Origin of the sequence: Bradyrhizobium stylosanthis (genome assembly GCF_001641335.1) — a bacterium.
Classification (GTDB): Bacteria; Pseudomonadota; Alphaproteobacteria; order Rhizobiales; family Xanthobacteraceae; genus Bradyrhizobium; species Bradyrhizobium stylosanthis.
This window is the reverse complement of record NZ_LVEM01000007.1, coordinates 110,591-125,967: the sequence shown is the minus strand read 5'-3', so window position 1 is coordinate 125,967 and position 15,377 is coordinate 110,591. Positions and strand designations below refer to the sequence as shown.

Sequence of the window (15,377 nt, the reverse complement as noted above, 5' to 3'; positions counted from 1 at the left end):
CGGGAACCAGGCCTGTCGCTGGACAGCATCAGCCGTTTTGGCTGATATGCGACCAAACGACACAATGCGGCAAACGATCAACACGTCCGCACGAGCCTGGAGAATGCCCCCATGTTTCAGTTTCCCGCGCGCCTTGCCGGCGCAGCCGTCGCGCTGACCCTTGCGGCAGCGACGCCTGCCTTTGCCCAGCAGCTCGAGCTCAAGCTGATGGCGCCGGCCGCACCGGGTGGTGGCTGGGACCAGACCGCGCGTTCGATGCAGCAGGCGCTGGTCGCTTCTGGCGTCGCGCGCAGCGTGCAGGTCACCAACGTTCCCGGTGCCGGCGGCAGCGTCGGCATTGCGCAGTTCGTCAACGGCGCCAAGGGCGACGGCAACCAGATGATGGTCAACGGCTTCGTCATGGTCGGCGCGCTCGCCATGAACAAGTCGCCGGTGACGCTGGAGCAGGTGACGCCGATCGCGCGCCTCACCGAGGAAATCCAGGTGATCGTGGTGCCCGCGAATTCGCCGATCAAGACCGCGCAGGATCTCGCCGCCGCGGTCAAGGCCGACATCGCCAAGGTGACCTTCGCCGGCGGCTCGGCCGGTGGCGTCGATCATGTGATGGCCGCGCTGTTCGCCGGTGCCGTCGGCGCCGACGCCAAGAAGATCAACTACATCCCGTTCTCCGGCGGCGGCGAGTCGCTCGCCGCGATCCTCGGCGGCAAGGTCACCGCGGGCATTTCGGGGCTGAGCGAATATGAAGGCCAGATCAAGTCCGGCAAGCTTCGCGCGATCGGCGTGACCTCGGAGAAGCGCATCGCCGGCAGCGACATCCCGACTTTCAAGGAACAGGGCATCGACCTCGTGATCGCCAACTGGCGCTCGGTGGTCGCGCCTCCCGGCATCACGCCGGAGCAGAAGAAGACCCTGAGCGACGCGGTCGAGAAGATGGTGAAGTCCGACGCCTGGAAGGAGATCCTCAAGCAGAAGGGCTGGGAGGATGCCTATCTCGGCGGCGACGCCTTTGCGGACTTCCTGAAGAAGGAAACCGTGCGCGTCACCGACGTGCTGAAATCGGTCGGCCTCGTCAAGTCATGAGCTCAGGCGATCCCGCCCAGCCGCGGCGCGTCGATCGCGCCGGCATCGTCATCGCCGCATTGCTCGCTGCGCTCGCCGCGGTGCTGGTCTGGGACTCGCGTGGGCTGCAATCCACCGCGATGTACGGCATGGGGCCGGAGGCGATGCCCGTCGTGGTCGCCACCGGCCTTGCGTTGCTCGCGATCGGCAATTTCATCGATGCGATACGCGGTAATCTGCCGGCGCGCGAGAGCGCCGATCCTGTGCCGGTGGTTCTGATCCTCGTTGGCCTTGCGCTGCTGATCGCCATCATCGGCTTCGGCGGCGGCTTCATTCTGGCGACGTCGGCGCTGTTCGTGACGACGTCGGCAGCCTTCGGCCGTCGCGCCGTCCTCGTCGACACCATCATTGCCCTGGTGATGTCAACCCTCATCTATCTCGCCTTTGACCGCCTGCTGACGCTGAGCCTTCCGGCCGGCCCCCTGGAGCGACTGCTGTGATCGACACCTTTGCCGCCCTGGCGCATGGCATGGCGGTCGCCGTCCAGCCGATGAACCTGCTCTATGCGCTGATCGGCGTATTCCTGGGCACGGCCGTGGGCGTGCTGCCCGGCATCGGCCCGGCGCTGACGGTCGCGCTGCTGCTGCCGGTGACCTACAAGCTCGATCCCGGCGGCTCGCTCATCATGTTCGCCGGCATCTATTATGGCGGCATGTATGGCGGCTCGACCACGGCGATCCTGATCAACACGCCCGGCGAGAGCGCCTCGATGGCGACCGCGCTCGAAGGCAACAAGATGGCCAAGGCCGGCCGCGGCGGGCCGGCGCTGGCGACATCGGCGATCGGCTCTTTCGTCGCCGGCACCATCGCCACCATCGGTCTTGCCTTCCTCGCGCCCTGGCTGGTCGATTTCGCCGTGCGCTTCGGCCCCGAGGACTATTTCGCGCTGATGTGCGTCGCCTTCGTCACGGTGTCGGCGACCTTCGGCGATTCTCCGATCCGCGGCCTCACCAGCCTGTTCATCGGTCTGACGCTGGGCCTCGTCGGCATCGACAAGCTGACGGGACAGGCGCGGCTTGCGTTCGGCGTCCCCGAGCTGCTCGACGGCGTCGAGGTGACGACACTTGCGGTCGGCCTGTTTGCAGTCGGCGAGGCGCTCTACGTCGCATCGCGCCGCCACCACACCGAGGAGAAGCTGGAGCCGGTTCGTGGCTCGCTGTGGATGACGAAGGAAGACTGGAAGCGGTCGTGGAAGCCGTGGCTGCGCGGCACGATGTTCGGCTTCCCGATCGGTGCGCTGCCCGCGGGCGGTGCGGAGATCCCGACCTTCCTGTCCTATTCGACCGAGAAGCGGCTGACGAAGCACCCGGAGGAGTTCGGCAAGGGCGCGATCGAAGGCGTCGCCGGACCCGAGGCCGCCAACAACGCGTCCGCCGCCGGCACGCTGGTGCCGCTGCTGACGCTGGGACTGCCGACTTCGGCGACCGCCGCGATGATGCTGGCGGGCTTCCAACAATACGGGCTCAACCCTGGGCCGCTGCTGTTCGCCGAGCGGCCTGACTTGGTCTGGGGCCTGATTGCGAGCTTGTTCATCGCCAATTGCATGCTGCTGGTGCTCAACCTGCCGCTGGTCGGGCTGTGGGTACGCCTGCTCGCGATCCCGCAGCCGTGGCTCTATGCCGGCATCCTGGTGTTCGCGACCATGGGCACCATCGCGGCAAAGCCGTCGGTGGTTGAATTGTCGATGCTGGCCGGTTTCGGCGTGCTCGGCTTCCTGATGCGCCGGTTCGATTTCCCGATTGCGCCCGTCGTGGTCGGCCTGATCCTCGGCCCGATCGCCGAGAGCCAGTTGCGCCGTGCGCTCGCGATCAGCCTTGGCGATCCCATGACGCTGCTGCAAAGCCCGATCTCGGCAACGCTGCTCGGTGTCGCGCTGATCGCGCTGCTGGCGCCCTTCGTGCTGAAGGGGCTGGGCCGGTTCAAGGCGAACGAGGACTAGCCGTTCCGACATACTTGCCGTCTAATGGGCGCCCACCATGAGGGGAATCCCATGCCGTCGGAACTTCGCTCGCCTCGTCTCGCCGTCCTGATCGACGCGGATAATGCGTCCGCCAAAATCGCGGATGGACTGTTCGAGGAGATTGCCAAGATCGGCGAGGCCAGCGTGCGTCGCATCTACGGCGATTTCTCCAACGCGCGATCAAGGGGGTGGGCTGATATCCTGTCGAAGCATGCGATCATCCCGCAACAGCAGTTCGCCTACACGACGGGAAAGAATGCATCGGACATAACTCTGGTCATCGACGCCATGGACCTGCTTCACAGCGGCCGGTTCGATGGCTTTTGCCTGGTGTCGTCCGATAGCGACTTTACCCGTCTCGCCGCCCGTATCCGGGAGCAGGGTGTCGATGTCTTTGGGTTCGGCGAGCAGAAGACGCCGGAAAGCTTCAGGCAGGCCTGCCGCAGGTTCGTCTATACCGAGAACCTGCTTGCGGGCACCGCGACCACCCAGGATGCCACCTCGAAGTCTGCGCCGCTTCAGCCGCCCGATGCGGCCACGCCGATCATCAAGAAGGTTATCACCCAGATGGAAAGCGAGGACGGTTGGGTCTCGCTTCGTGAACTCGGGCAGCGGCTCGCCAACCTGGCTTCCGATTTCGATCCGAGAACGTTCGGTTTCCGCAAGCTGAGCGACCTCGTCCGAAAGACGAATGCGTTCGAGATCGACGAGACAAACGGGCGATCGGTGCGGATCAGGGTGAAGGCCGCTGCCGCGCCGCCGCCGCCGACTGCACAGAAGTCGCGCAGACGTCCAAGGTCGAGGGCGGCGGGCGGCTCGGCGCCTAAGGCGTAAGCAGGGCGTGCCGTTATATTTGAGTTTGCCCGGTTTGGCGCAGGGCGTAACTATCGTTCGGCCGCAACGCCAAGCGAGGTTCCCATGACCAAGCTCACCCGTTTCTCCGTCGCGCCGCTGCACAGCATGACGCGGCGCCTCGCCGACGTCGCCTCGGCCCGCGTCGCACCCGATCTCGTCGTCACGGGCGCACGGGTGCTCTCGACCTATTCGGAGCGTATCCATCCGGGACGGGAGGTCTGGATCACCGGCGGCCGCATCGCGGCGGTGAAGCCCGCCGGTACAGTGAAGAAGGCGTGGAGCGACGTGCCGCTCTATGACGCCGCCGGAGGCATCGTCGCGCCCGGCCTCGTCGATCCCCACATCCACATCGAATCCTCGATGGTGACGGCCTGTGCCTATGCCGAGGCCGCGCTGCTCAACGGCACCACCACGATCTTCTGCGACAGCCACGAGATCGGCAACGTCATGGACGTCGCCGGCGTCGAGGCGATGCTGGAGGACGCACGCGAGGCGCCGCTCTCGATCTTCCTGACGGTGCCGAGCACTGTGCCGGCAACATCGGCGGCATTGGAGACGGCGGGCGGCGACCTCACGCCGGACAAGATCGCCGGCCTGTTCGACCGCTGGCCGGAGGCCGTGGCGCTCGGCGAGAAGATGGACTTTGTCCCGGTCACGATGGGCGACGAGCGCAGCCATGCGATCCTCGCGGCTGCGCTGAAGCGCGGGCGTCCGGTGTCCGGTCATGTCTATGGCCGCGAATTCGTCGCGGCCTATGCGGCAAGCGGGGTCACCGACACCCACGAGGCGATCGACCGCGACATCGCCGACGATCTGCTCGACGCCGGCGTCTGGGTGTTTTTGCGCGGCGGTCCGCCGACCACGCCCTGGCATTCGCTGCCGCAGGCGATCCGGACGGTCACCGAGCTCGGCGCCTCGCACAAGCGCACGGCGGTCTGCACCGACGACCGCGACGCCGACGATCTGCTGTTGTTCGGCCTCGACTGGGTGGTGCGCGAAGCCGTGAAGGCGGGCATGTCGCCGGAGCAGGCCTGGTCGATGGGCTCGCTGCATGGCGCGACGCGCTTCGGCATGGATGGCGACATTGGCGGTCTCGGCGGCGGCCGCCGCGCCGACCTCGTGCTGATGGACGACCAGCTCAAGCCGCAATGCACATGGTATGGCGGTGAGCTTGTGGTCGAGCACGGCAAGATCACGCCGCGCCTAGATCAGGCGCTGTCGCAGCGCTATCAATACCCGAAGGCGGCTTATGCGACGGTCAAGCTGCCGGAGAAGCTCAAACTGACGCCGGAGCTTCCGGCGAAGGCCTGCACCGTCAACGCGATCAAGACGGCGCTGCCCGGCATCACGCTGATCCATGACAAGGTTGCGATCGAGCCCGCAAAAGATTGGCCTTCGCTGTTCGCGCGCTACGGCCTGTGCTTCGTCACCGTGGTCGAGCGCCACGGCAAGTCGGCCGGCAACGTCGCCTATGGCCTGCTTAGGGATTTCGGTCTGAAGCGCGGCGCGGTCGCCTCCAGCGTCGGGCACGACAGCCACAACATCATCGTCGCCGGCGCCAACGAAGCTGATATGCAGGTGGCAATCGCGGCGATTAGGGAAAAACAGGGCGGCGTCTGCGTCGTGGCCGACGGCAAGGTGAGGGCGCTGGTTCCGCTGCCGATCGCGGGCCTCCTGTCCGATAAGCGCGTCACGGAAGTGGCCGAAGAGGTCAAGGTGCTGAAGAAGGAATGGGCCGAGGCGGGCTGCACCATCCCCTACATGGGCTTCAATTTGATTCCCCTATCGGTCATTCCGGAAATTCGCATCACCGACAAGGGCCTCGTGCTGGTCCCGCAGATGGAGCTGGCGCCGCTGTTCGAGTGATTTCCTTTCACGCATTTTGCAATCTAACCGATTGAGCTAGCCACGATTTTTCCGCGGCTGCCGCATCGTGGAAAATAAAACCGATCTCGTTGAGATCGCGTCCTGTCCGCCTGATGATCTCGCTCGCTGACTTAAACCAAGCGAGGTCCGATATGGCGAAGATGCGAGCTATCGATGCAGCCGTGCGCATCCTGGAGAAGGAAGGCATCTCCACCGCCTTCGGAGTTCCCGGGGCGGCGATCAATCCGCTTTACTCGGCGCTGAAGAAGCGCGGATCGATCCGCCACATCCTGGCGCGCCATGTCGAGGGCGCCTCGCACATGGCCGAGGGCTATACGCGGGCGAAGGCCGGCAATATCGGCGTCTGCATCGGCACCTCGGGGCCGGCCGGCACCGACATGATCACCGGGCTCTATTCGGCGATCGCCGATTCCATTCCGATCCTCTGCATCACCGGGCAGGCGCCGCGGGCGCGGCTCTACAAGGAAGACTTCCAGGCCGTCGATATCGAGTCGATCGCCAAGCCCGTGACGAAGTGGGCGGTGACGGTGCGCGAGCCGGCGCTGGTGCCGCGCGTGTTCAGCCAGGCGTTTCACGTGATGCGCTCGGGCAGGCCCGGGCCGGTGCTGATCGACATGCCGCTCGATGTGCAGCTCGCCGAGATCGAGTTCGACGACGAGACCTACGAGCCGCTTCCGGTCTACAAGCCGACCGCGACCCGCAAGCAGGTCGAGAAGGCGCTGGAGATGCTCAACGCCGCCGAGCGGCCGCTGATCGTGGCGGGTGGCGGCATCATCAACGCCGATGCCTCGGACCTGCTGGTCGAGTTCGCCGAGATCGCCAACGTGCCTGTCGTGCCGACGCTGATGGGCTGGGGCGCGATCCCCGACGATCACGTGCTGATGGCGGGCATGGTCGGTCTCCAGACGAGCCACCGCTACGGCAATGCCACGCTGCTGGAATCCGACTTCGTGCTCGGCATCGGCAATCGCTGGGCCAACCGCCACACCGGTTCGGTCGAGACCTACACCAAGGGCCGCAAATTCGTTCACGTGGACATCGAGCCGACCCAGATCGGGCGCGTGTTCAATCCCGATCTCGGCATCGTCTCGGACGCCAAGGCGGCGCTCGAGCTCTTCGTTGCCGTCGCCAGGGAGTGGCGGCGGTCAGGCAAGCTCCGCGAGCGCCAGGCGTGGCCTGCGGCTTGCCGCGATCGCAAGAAGACGATGCTGCGCAAGAGCCATTTCGACAACGTGCCGATCAAGCCGCAGCGCGTCTATGAGGAGATGAACAAGGCGTTCGGCCGCGACACAACTTATGTCACCGTGATCGGCCTGTCGCAGATCGCCGGCGCGCAGTTCCTCGGCGTCTACAAGCCGCGCAACTGGATCAATGCGGGGCAGGCCGGGCCGCTCGGCTGGACGCTGCCCGCCGCGCTCGGCGTGCGTGCCGCGTGTCCGGATCGCGAGATCGTCGCGCTCTCCGGCGACTACGACTTCCAGTTCCTGATCGAGGAGCTCGCGGTCGGGGCGCAGTTCAATCTGCCCTACATCCACGTCGTCGTGAACAATTCCTATCTCGGCCTGATCCGCCAGGCCCAGCGCGGCTTCGACATGGACTATCACGTCCAGCTCTCCTTCGAGAACATCAACGCGCCCGAGATCGGCGTCTACGGCGTCGACCATGTCACGGTGGCCGAAGGCCTTGGCTGCAAGGCGATCCGCGTCACCGATCCCAAGGACACGCAGGCCGCGTTCGCGACCGCACGCGAATTGATGGCGAAGCACCGCGTGCCCGTGGTGGTCGAGTTCATCCTCGAACGCGTCACCAACATCGCGATGGGTACCGAGATCGACAACATCGTCGAGTTCGAGGAGGTGCTGGATCTGCCGCTGGACGAGGTCGGGACCAAGAAGCCCGGCGTGCTGCAGCCGGCGGAATAGGGAAGAAGCATCATGCCGAAATTTGCCGCCAACCTCACCATGCTCTTCAACGAGATGCCGTTCGTCGACCGCTTCGCCGCGGCGAAGGCGGCGGGCTTCTCCGGGGTCGAATATCTCTTTCCCTATGATTTCGACAAGGCGCAGCTCCGCGAGCAGCTCGAGGCCCACGGCCTGACGCAGGTGCTGCACAATCTCCCCGCCGGCAACTGGGCCGGCGGCGAGCGCGGCATCGCGATCCTGCCCGCCCGCACCGCCGAATTCCGCGACGGCGTGTTCCGGGCCATCGACTATGCCAAGGCGCTCGATTGCGACCAGCTCAACTGCCTCGTCGGCATCGCGCCCGCTGATGCCGATCCGCGCGAGCTCCAGGAGACGCTGGTCGGCAACCTGCGCTTCGCGGCCTCGACGCTGGCGCGGGAGAACATCAAGCTGCTGGTCGAGCCGATCAACACGCTCGATATTCCCGGCTTCTTCCTCAACGGCACCGAGCAGGCGATCCAGCTCATCTCCGAGGTGCGGTCGACCAACCTGTTCGTCCAGTACGACATCTACCACATGCAGATCATGGAGGGCGATCTCGCCCGCACCATGCAGGAATACCTGCCTCAGATCGCCCACATCCAGCTCGCCGACAATCCCGGCCGCCACGAGCCCGGCACCGGCGAGATCAATTATCCCTTCCTGTTCCGCCATCTCGACGCGATCGGCTATCGCGGCTGGATCGGCTGCGAATACAAGCCGCGCACCACGACGCTGGAAGGCCTGTCCTGGCACGCGGCGCAAACTTTCGAGACGTGAGGACATCCGGACATGATCGACATCGGCTTCATCGGACTTGGCACCATGGGACGGCCGATGGCCGGCCATCTTCTTGCCGCGGGCCATCGCGTGCTCCTGCATGACGTCGCGCCGGTCCCGCCTGATCTGATCTCCGCGGGCGGCATCGCCTGCAAATCGGCCAAGCAGGTCGCCGAGGAGGCGGACGCCGTCATCATCATGGTGCCCGATACGCCGCATGTGGAGGCGGTGCTGTTCGGCAAGGACGGCGTTGCGAGCGGCATCTCCAAGGGCAAGATCGTCGTCGACATGAGCTCGATCTCGCCGCTGGCGACGAAGGAGTTTGCCAAGAAGATCGAGGCGCTCGGCGCGGACTATCTCGACGCGCCCGTCTCGGGCGGGGAGGTGGGGGCGAAAGCCGCGAGCCTCACCATCATGGTCGGCGGGCCCGAGCGCGCCTTCGGGACCATGAAGCCGGTGTTCGACAAGATGGGCAAGAACGTCACCCATGTCGGTGCCAATGGCGACGGACAGACCACGAAGGTCGCCAACCAGATCATCGTCGCTCTGACGATCGAGGCGGTGAGCGAGGCGCTGCTGTTCGCCTCCAAGGCCGGCGCAAACCCGGCGCTGGTGCGCAAGGCGCTGATGGGCGGTTTCGCCTCGTCGCGGATTCTCGAGGTGCACGGCGAGCGCATGGTGAAGCGCAATTTCGATCCGGGCTTCCGCATCGAGCTGCACCAGAAGGATCTCAACCTCGCGCTCGAAGGCGCGCGCGCGCTCGGCCTGTCGCTGCCAAGCACGGCGGTGGCGCAGCAATTGTTCTCGTCCTGCTCCGCGCATGGCGGCAAAGCCTGGGATCATTCCGCGATGGTGCGGGCGCTGGAATTGATGGCAGGACACGAGATCGCGGCCAGCTGAACTGTTACGCGGTAACAGTCTTCGGTGTTTGCTGCGTCTTTCGCCACGGGGGAACCGGAACAATGCTCGGGCCCCGCGGTTGAAGGCGCAGGACAATCACTGGAGACATCAGGACATGAAAACCCGTCTTGCGATTACGTTGGCTGCCGCATCGCTGCTGGCGTCGAGCGCAGCCTTTGCCCAGTCGACGACCGAACAGGGTGCCAGGGACGGCGCGCGTGCGGGTGGCGACATTGGCGGCCCCATCGGCGCGATGGTCGGCGGCACCGTCGGTGCGGCGGTTGGCGCAGGCCTCGAAATTCCGAATGCGGTGCTGGGCGGAATCCCGCGCAGTGATTCTGTCGTCGTCGAGGAGCGCGTCGTCGTCGGCGAGCCGCTGCCCCCGACTGTGGTCTTGCGGCCGGTGCCGAACTACACCGAGTATCGCTATGCCGTGGTGAACGATCGCCGCGTGATCGTCGAGCCGCGCACGCGCCGCGTCGTCAAGATCATCGACTGATCTGAGAGCAGGCCTTGAAGAAATGGGCCCTGCGGAGCGTCGCTCCGCGGGGCCTTTATCTTTGGGGGTCTCAGCCTGTCAGGGCCGAGCCTGTCCGAAAGCGGGTCATGACCCAGTCGGCGGCGGCCGCGAGCGCGAAGCCGATGCAGGCGGTGCCGGCATCGACAAGGAAGTCCTCCAGCCGCGCATGGCGGCCGGGCGCCCAGAACTGCATCAGTTCGAGCAGACCGATCAGGACCACCGCGACGGCCGACATGGCCAGACGGCGCTGCTTGTAGGCGAGGCCGAAGGCCAGCCCGACCAGGATGAACGCCAGCGCGTGCTCGCCGTCCTGGCCGAGGTCGGAATGGGGCCGCAGGCCCGGCGGTCCCAGCGTTGCAAAGGTCACGGCGGCGGCAAGCAGCCAGGCAAAAGCGCGAACAAAAATGGACATCCGGTGCGGTTAGCACGGATTTGCCGCCGGCTGCCGTGGGATGCGGATCAGATCGCCGTGTAGTTAATGACGAAACGTTAAAGTGGCTCGCGCACGCCGAGGCCGTGCATGAAGCGTTCCCGGATCTGAACCGGATCCCTGCGGGTGGTTCCGACGCCCGGTTTGTCGTCGATGCGGACCGCGATCAGGCTCGGCTCGGCGGCCGACATGGCCTCGTCGACCAGGCGTTCGAAATCCTCCTCGTCCGCGGCCCAGGAACTCCTGACGAGCCCCGAGGCGGCGGCGATGCCGACGATGTCGGCGACGCTTGCCGCCGGTGTCGGCTGCGCGCCGGTGATCTGGTAGACGCCGTTGTCCATCACGATCATGATCAGGTTCTTCGGCTTCAACATCGCGATCGTCGAGAGCGCGCCAAGCTGCATCAGAAGCGAGCCGTCGCCTTCGAGCGCGAAGACGCGGCGGTCCGGCTGCGCCAGCGCCACGCCGAGCGCGATCGGGAAGGCGAGACCCATGCTGCCCAGCATGTAGAAATTCTGCGGGCGGTGGCCGGCGGCCCAGAGGTCGAAATTGGTGTTGCCGATGCCGCCGATCACGGCTTCCTCGTGCTTCAGCTTTGCGATCAGCCGCGAGGTCACGTCGAACCGGTTCATCACCTTGGTATTGCGCGTGGTCATGGCGGCGCTCACTTGTCGGAAACCTTGCCGCCCGTGAGCAGCGGGTTGAGGATCAGCGCCACCGGCGCCTGCGTGGTGACGGCCTGCTTGATCGAGCGGTCGGCGATGAATTCGAGCTCGTCGACGCGGGTGATGGTGTGGTGCTCGAGTGCCAGCGAATCCAGCACAGGGCGCATGGTGCGGCAGACCAGCGACTGGCCGTAGTTGAACTCGCCGAGCGTGCCGCGCTCGGACACGAACATGATCAGCGGGATCTGGTAGGGCACCGCGAGCGAGGCGAGCACGTTGGCGAGCGTGGCAAAACCCGAGGTCTGCATCAGCACTGCGCCGCGCCGTCCGCCCATCCAGGCGCCGGAGACGATGCCGACGGCCTCTTCCTCGCGGGCGGTGGCGAAGGTCGTGAAGAAGGGATCGGCGTGCAAATTCTTGATCAGCGGCGTCAGCACGCGGTCGGGGACGTAAGGGATCAGGCTGATCTCGTTCCGCTTCAGGGTCTGCAGGACGATGCTGTGCCAGCTTCTGTCGCTGGTCGCCTGTGTCTGCTGTTCCGCAATCGCCATTGCGTTCTCCCTTCAGCCGCGCATGCTTCTTGGTTCTGGCCGTCGCGGCGGTCTGCCGAACTTGACGGAGCGGACGGGATTGTCAACATGTCCGGGCCGGCACCGTGATCTGCGCCAGACGGCCTGCCATGGCCGGCGCCGCCATGGCATAGGTGCGGCAACGAGAAAACGGGAGGGACGCATGGACGGGGCGCGGGTTGCGCTGGCCTTGCGGGTCTCCGCGAGATAGCCGGAAGGGTCCTGATGTCGGTCAACAGCAAGCGCGTCTTCTACGTCAAATATCTGGCCAATCCGATCTATGTCGACATCCTGAAGGCGCGGCCCGACGTCCGGCTCGATCGCATCGAGAACGAGAGCCCCGAGGATTTTTACGCACCGATCCTGAGCGCGGCCCATGTCTACCAGATCGGCGCGGCCCGCGACGAGCTGGCACCGCATTTCCATGTCGATGCCGCCCTCCTGAAGCGCACGCCGAACCTGCTGCTGGTCTCCAGCAACGGCGCCGGCTTTGATCCTGTCGACGTCGAGGCCTGCACGGCGGCGGGCGTGCTGGTCGTCAACCAGTCCGGCGGCAACGCCCATTCGGTCGCCGAGCACGCGCTGGCGATGATGCTGACGCTGTCCAAGCGCATCATCCAGTCCGATCGCAAGCTCCGCAGGGAGGCCAACGTCAATCGCAACGAGCTCGTCGGCAACGAGATCGAGCACAAGACCGTCGGCATCATCGGGCTCGGCAATGTCGGCCGCCGCATCGCCGCGCTGTGCAAGGGTCTGTTCGGCATGAAGGTGCTGGCCTATGACCCGTATTTGTCGGCCGATGTGATGGCCGAGCGGGGCGGCGAGAAGGTCGAACTCGACGAGCTGCTGCGCCGCGCCGATTTCGTGTCGATCTCCTGTCCGCTCGACAAGAAGAGCCGCAACATGATCAGCACGCGCGAATTCGCGCTGATGCAGCCGCATGCCTATTTCATCACCACGGCGCGCGGGTTCATCCACGACGAGGACGCGTTGCTGCAGGCGCTGCGCGACAAGCGCATTGCCGGTGCCGGCCTCGACGTCTGGTCCAAGGAGCCGCCGCCGCCGGAGCATCCGCTGCTTCAGTTCGACAACGTGCTGGCGAGCCCGCACACCGCCGGCGTCACGATCGAGGCGCGCCAGAACATGGGCCGCATCGCCGCCGAGCAGGTGCTGGATACGCTCGATGGCAAGCGCCCGCCGCGCATCATCAATCCCGAGGTCTGGCCACATTATGCCGAGCGCTTCAAGCAGGCCTTTGGCGTGACGCCGGGGTAGGCGCGCGAAGTCTAATTGCGCTCCGATCGCTGGTTACGAGGATGAAAACGGAAAGCCGCGGATTTTAATGATGGCGTGAGGGAACGCGTATGACTTGTCCTGTAGACCAGGGGCATGAGCATCCTTTCGATTGCGACATCGGGACTTTCTGCGGCGAGCTTGCGCGTGAGCGTGGCCGCGAGCAACATCGCCAACGTTCAGACCACCGGTCCGCTGCCTGCGTCGGGCGGATCGAGCACACCGGCCAGTCCAGGCATTGCTCCGACGTTTCCCGCGGCCTATGTGCCGCTGCGGGTCGATCAGGTTTCGACGCCCGGCGGCACGGCCGCGACCGTATCCGCGGTGTCGCCGAGCTATACTGCGCAATCCGACCCGAGCGCGCCCTTCGCAAACCAGGACGGTCTGGTCGCCGCACCGAATGTCGATATCGCCAGCGAATTCGTCGAGCTGGCGACCGCGAAGTACAGCTTCATTGCGAATGCGAAGGTCATTCAGGCCTACGCCGAAACGACGGATACGCTCCTCGACATCAAGGCGTGATCGCTGATGACGGCCCGTCTCGGGGGCGGGCGCCTACCCCAGCTTTGTGCCGATCTGCCTGAACACGGCCTCGCACGTCATGAGGTCGAGATGGCCGCCGCCCGCGTTCTTGAAGAAGGTGATGTCGGACGGTGACGTGCGTCCTCGCACGCGGCCACTCGCGAGATCGTAGTGATCGCCGAGGACGTCCTTCTCGCTGATCGCGCCGCTTGCGATCGGCTGCAGGATGTCGCCGACGCCGTGGAAGGCAGATTCCCGCATGTCGACGAACACACGCGACACCTTTGCTGCATCGTCATCAGCCTCGCGGGTTTGCGGCGTGTAGCCGCCGACGAGATCCAGATGCGTGCCCGGCCGCAGATTGCGGCCCTTGATCAACGGCTGATGCGCGCGGGTGCAGGTGGTGATGACGTCGGCCTCCCGCGTCGCCGCGTCGAGGTCCGTGACGGTCTCCGCCTTGATGCCGTCCGTGGCCAGTCGCCTGGCGAGATGATCCGCCCGGTCCGGGCTGCGGTTCCAGATCAGCACCCGTTGCAGGGACGGCCGCACGGTGCGGTGGCCCCGGATCAGCCACTCCGACATCTCACCGGCGCCGACGCACAGCAGCGTCTCGGGATTGGGCGGGGCGAGCAGTTTCGTGCCCAGCGCGGAATCGGCGGCGGTGCGCCAGTGCGTGATCTCGGTGCCGTCCATCGCCGCCAGCGGCCGCCCGTTGGTGCCGTCGAACAGCACGCACACGGCCTGCACCGCCGGCATCTTGCCGTGCGCCAGATTGGCCGGAAAGCTGGTGAACATCTTGCTCGCCATGTACCGGCCGGGGTCGACGGCACTGCGAATGACGTATTGCCCCTTCTCGTCTCCAAGGAAGGCGTCGAGCACTTCCATCTTCGGCCGGCGATGCGCGTCTTCCAGGGCCGCAATGAGGATCGGGAAGGTCAGAACCTTCGTGACTTCGGTATCGGAGGCAAAGTGCAAGACGGAATCCTCATGGGCGACCGGCATTTGCCCATAAACCTGCGCGGTAGGTTCCGCAATGAATCTTCGGCGTTGATTCGAGCTGTCCTTGATCCGCGTCAAAATCTCCTTCCCCCGTCCGGCCTAAATGGGATTAGAGTGCCGCCGGGGCAGCAGGGAGGTCCCATGTCAACTTTTGTGGTCAAGTTCATGAAGGATGTGCTCGGCCAGTACGGCCGCGAGATCGAGGTGTGCCAGGGCACGCTCGAGATCGATGCAGCCGACGAGGACGAGGCCAAGGAACGGGCGAAAGCAAGATTCTGCAAGGACCAGGCGTTGCATCATTGGTCGCTGCATGCCGACCGTATCCAGGTCAGGCCGGCTGACTTTCCTTCGTAAGATCTAGCGTCCGGGTGCGGTGACGGGCGGGGGCGCTGTCGTGCCGGCCCCGAGCGAGCGCTGCACCATCACGGTGTCGGACCAGCGGCCGTGGCGATAGGCGACGCCGCTGAGCAGTCCCGCGCGCGTGAAGCCGAACCTTTCGTGCAGCGCCAGCGAGGGCGTGTTGTCGGCGTCGATATAACCGATCATCTGGCGGAACCCTGCCGCAGCGCAGGCATCGATCATTGTCCCGAGCAACAGCCGTCCGACTCCGCGGCCGAGATGGGCGTGGTGGACGTAGATCGAATGCTTGGCCGTGTAGCGATAGGCCGGGCGCTTGCGGAACAGCACGGCATAGGCATAGCCGATGACCTCGCCGCGATAGGTCGCGACCAGATGCGGCAGGCGGGTCTGCTTCAGGTTCTTGCGGCGGTCGCGCAGGTCGTCCGGCTCCGGCGCACCGGTTCCCTCGACGTCGCGCGGCACACCGGTGCGGACGTGATGGCGGTAGATCGCCAGCATTGCCTCGACATCGCCCTCGCGTGACGGCCTGACCAGGACGGGTTCGTCACTCGCGCGCGCAGCTGTTTCGTTCATCGGCA

The 15,377-nt window shown here is 65.5% G+C and carries 17 protein-coding genes; 12 read left to right on the top strand and 5 right to left on the bottom strand.

Features of this window, described 5'->3' with window-relative positions; all coding sequences use genetic code 11:
* Window positions 1-111 precede the first annotated feature (111 nt).
* The 9 genes from A7X65_RS37440 to A7X65_RS37400 all read left to right on the top strand — a co-directional run bounded on the left by A7X65_RS37440 (window position 112) and on the right by A7X65_RS37400 (window position 9,940).
* Complete coding sequence (locus tag A7X65_RS37440) at window positions 112-1,080, top strand: Bug family tripartite tricarboxylate transporter substrate binding protein (protein ID WP_063694421.1); 969 nt, start codon at window positions 112-114, stop codon at window positions 1,078-1,080.
* Window positions 1,077-1,559 (top strand): tripartite tricarboxylate transporter TctB family protein, encoded by a 483-nt coding sequence (locus A7X65_RS37435; protein ID WP_063694420.1) that lies wholly within the window; start codon window positions 1,077-1,079, stop codon window positions 1,557-1,559. Before A7X65_RS37440 ends, A7X65_RS37435 begins: the two co-directional genes overlap by 4 nt.
* A gap of 29 nt (window positions 1,560-1,588) precedes the next feature.
* A complete protein-coding gene (locus tag A7X65_RS37430) occupies window positions 1,589-3,058 on the top strand; it encodes a tripartite tricarboxylate transporter permease (RefSeq protein ID WP_186467519.1) in 1,470 nt (489 codons plus the stop codon).
* A gap of 51 nt (window positions 3,059-3,109) precedes the next feature.
* Entirely contained in the window at window positions 3,110-3,913 is an 804-nt protein-coding gene (locus A7X65_RS37425; protein WP_063694419.1) for an NYN domain-containing protein, read from the top strand.
* An 84-nt stretch (window positions 3,914-3,997) separates the two neighbouring features.
* The gene (locus A7X65_RS37420) at window positions 3,998-5,800 is read left to right on the top strand and encodes an adenine deaminase C-terminal domain-containing protein (RefSeq protein WP_063694418.1); all 1,803 of its coding nucleotides are present in this window, start codon (window positions 3,998-4,000) and stop codon (window positions 5,798-5,800) included.
* Window positions 5,801-5,952: 152 nt separating this feature from the next.
* Entirely contained in the window at window positions 5,953-7,743 is a 1,791-nt protein-coding gene (gene gcl / locus A7X65_RS37415; RefSeq protein WP_063694417.1) for a glyoxylate carboligase, read from the top strand.
* 12 nt (window positions 7,744-7,755) lie between these two features.
* Window positions 7,756-8,541, top strand: a complete 786-nt coding sequence (hyi, locus tag A7X65_RS37410) for a hydroxypyruvate isomerase (RefSeq protein WP_063694416.1) — start codon at window positions 7,756-7,758, stop codon at window positions 8,539-8,541.
* Window positions 8,542-8,553: 12 nt separating this feature from the next.
* Window positions 8,554-9,441, top strand: a complete 888-nt coding sequence (locus tag A7X65_RS37405) for a 2-hydroxy-3-oxopropionate reductase (RefSeq protein WP_063694415.1) — start codon at window positions 8,554-8,556, stop codon at window positions 9,439-9,441.
* 115 nt (window positions 9,442-9,556) lie between these two features.
* Window positions 9,557-9,940: a DUF1236 domain-containing protein gene (locus tag A7X65_RS37400; protein WP_018315876.1), complete on the top strand. Its 384-nt coding sequence runs from the start codon at window positions 9,557-9,559 to the stop codon at window positions 9,938-9,940.
* Between the two features lie 70 nt (window positions 9,941-10,010).
* Here the strand turns inward: A7X65_RS37400 and A7X65_RS37395 are convergent, their stop codons facing one another.
* The 3 genes from A7X65_RS37395 to A7X65_RS37385 form a co-directional block, all read right to left on the bottom strand.
* The gene (locus A7X65_RS37395; RefSeq protein ID WP_063694414.1) at window positions 10,011-10,373 is read right to left on the bottom strand and encodes a VanZ family protein; all 363 of its coding nucleotides are present in this window, start codon (window positions 10,371-10,373) and stop codon (window positions 10,011-10,013) included.
* Window positions 10,374-10,450: 77 nt separating this feature from the next.
* Window positions 10,451-11,047, bottom strand: a complete 597-nt coding sequence (locus tag A7X65_RS37390; protein WP_063694413.1) for a thiamine pyrophosphate-dependent enzyme — start codon at window positions 11,045-11,047, stop codon at window positions 10,451-10,453.
* Window positions 11,048-11,055: 8 nt separating this feature from the next.
* Window positions 11,056-11,607 carry a thiamine pyrophosphate-binding protein gene (locus A7X65_RS37385; protein WP_063694412.1) on the bottom strand — a complete coding sequence of 184 codons (552 nt, stop codon included), beginning with the start codon at window positions 11,605-11,607 and terminating at the stop codon, window positions 11,056-11,058.
* Window positions 11,608-11,850: 243 nt separating this feature from the next.
* Here A7X65_RS37385 and A7X65_RS37380 point away from each other — a divergent pair, with 243 nt between their 5' ends.
* Entirely contained in the window at window positions 11,851-12,900 is a 1,050-nt protein-coding gene (locus A7X65_RS37380; protein ID WP_063694411.1) for a hydroxyacid dehydrogenase, read from the top strand.
* 114 nt (window positions 12,901-13,014) lie between these two features.
* Window positions 13,015-13,440: a flagellar basal body rod protein FlgC gene (locus A7X65_RS37375; RefSeq protein ID WP_063694410.1), complete on the top strand. Its 426-nt coding sequence runs from the start codon at window positions 13,015-13,017 to the stop codon at window positions 13,438-13,440.
* Window positions 13,441-13,473: 33 nt separating this feature from the next.
* On the opposite strand, the gene A7X65_RS37370 is transcribed toward A7X65_RS37375, so the two are convergent.
* On the bottom strand, window positions 13,474-14,415 hold the full coding sequence (locus tag A7X65_RS37370; protein ID WP_063694497.1) for an ornithine cyclodeaminase family protein: 942 nt from the start codon (window positions 14,413-14,415) through the stop codon (window positions 13,474-13,476).
* Between the two features lie 165 nt (window positions 14,416-14,580).
* Between A7X65_RS37370 and A7X65_RS37365 the strand changes: the two genes are divergently transcribed.
* Window positions 14,581-14,793 carry a hypothetical protein gene (locus tag A7X65_RS37365; RefSeq protein WP_063694409.1) on the top strand — a complete coding sequence of 71 codons (213 nt, stop codon included), beginning with the start codon at window positions 14,581-14,583 and terminating at the stop codon, window positions 14,791-14,793.
* Window positions 14,794-14,796: 3 nt separating this feature from the next.
* Here the strand turns inward: A7X65_RS37365 and A7X65_RS37360 are convergent, their stop codons facing one another.
* Window positions 14,797-15,372, bottom strand: coding sequence for a GNAT family N-acetyltransferase (locus A7X65_RS37360; RefSeq protein WP_063694496.1), 576 nt, complete (start codon window positions 15,370-15,372; stop codon window positions 14,797-14,799).
* Window positions 15,373-15,377 lie beyond the last annotated feature (5 nt).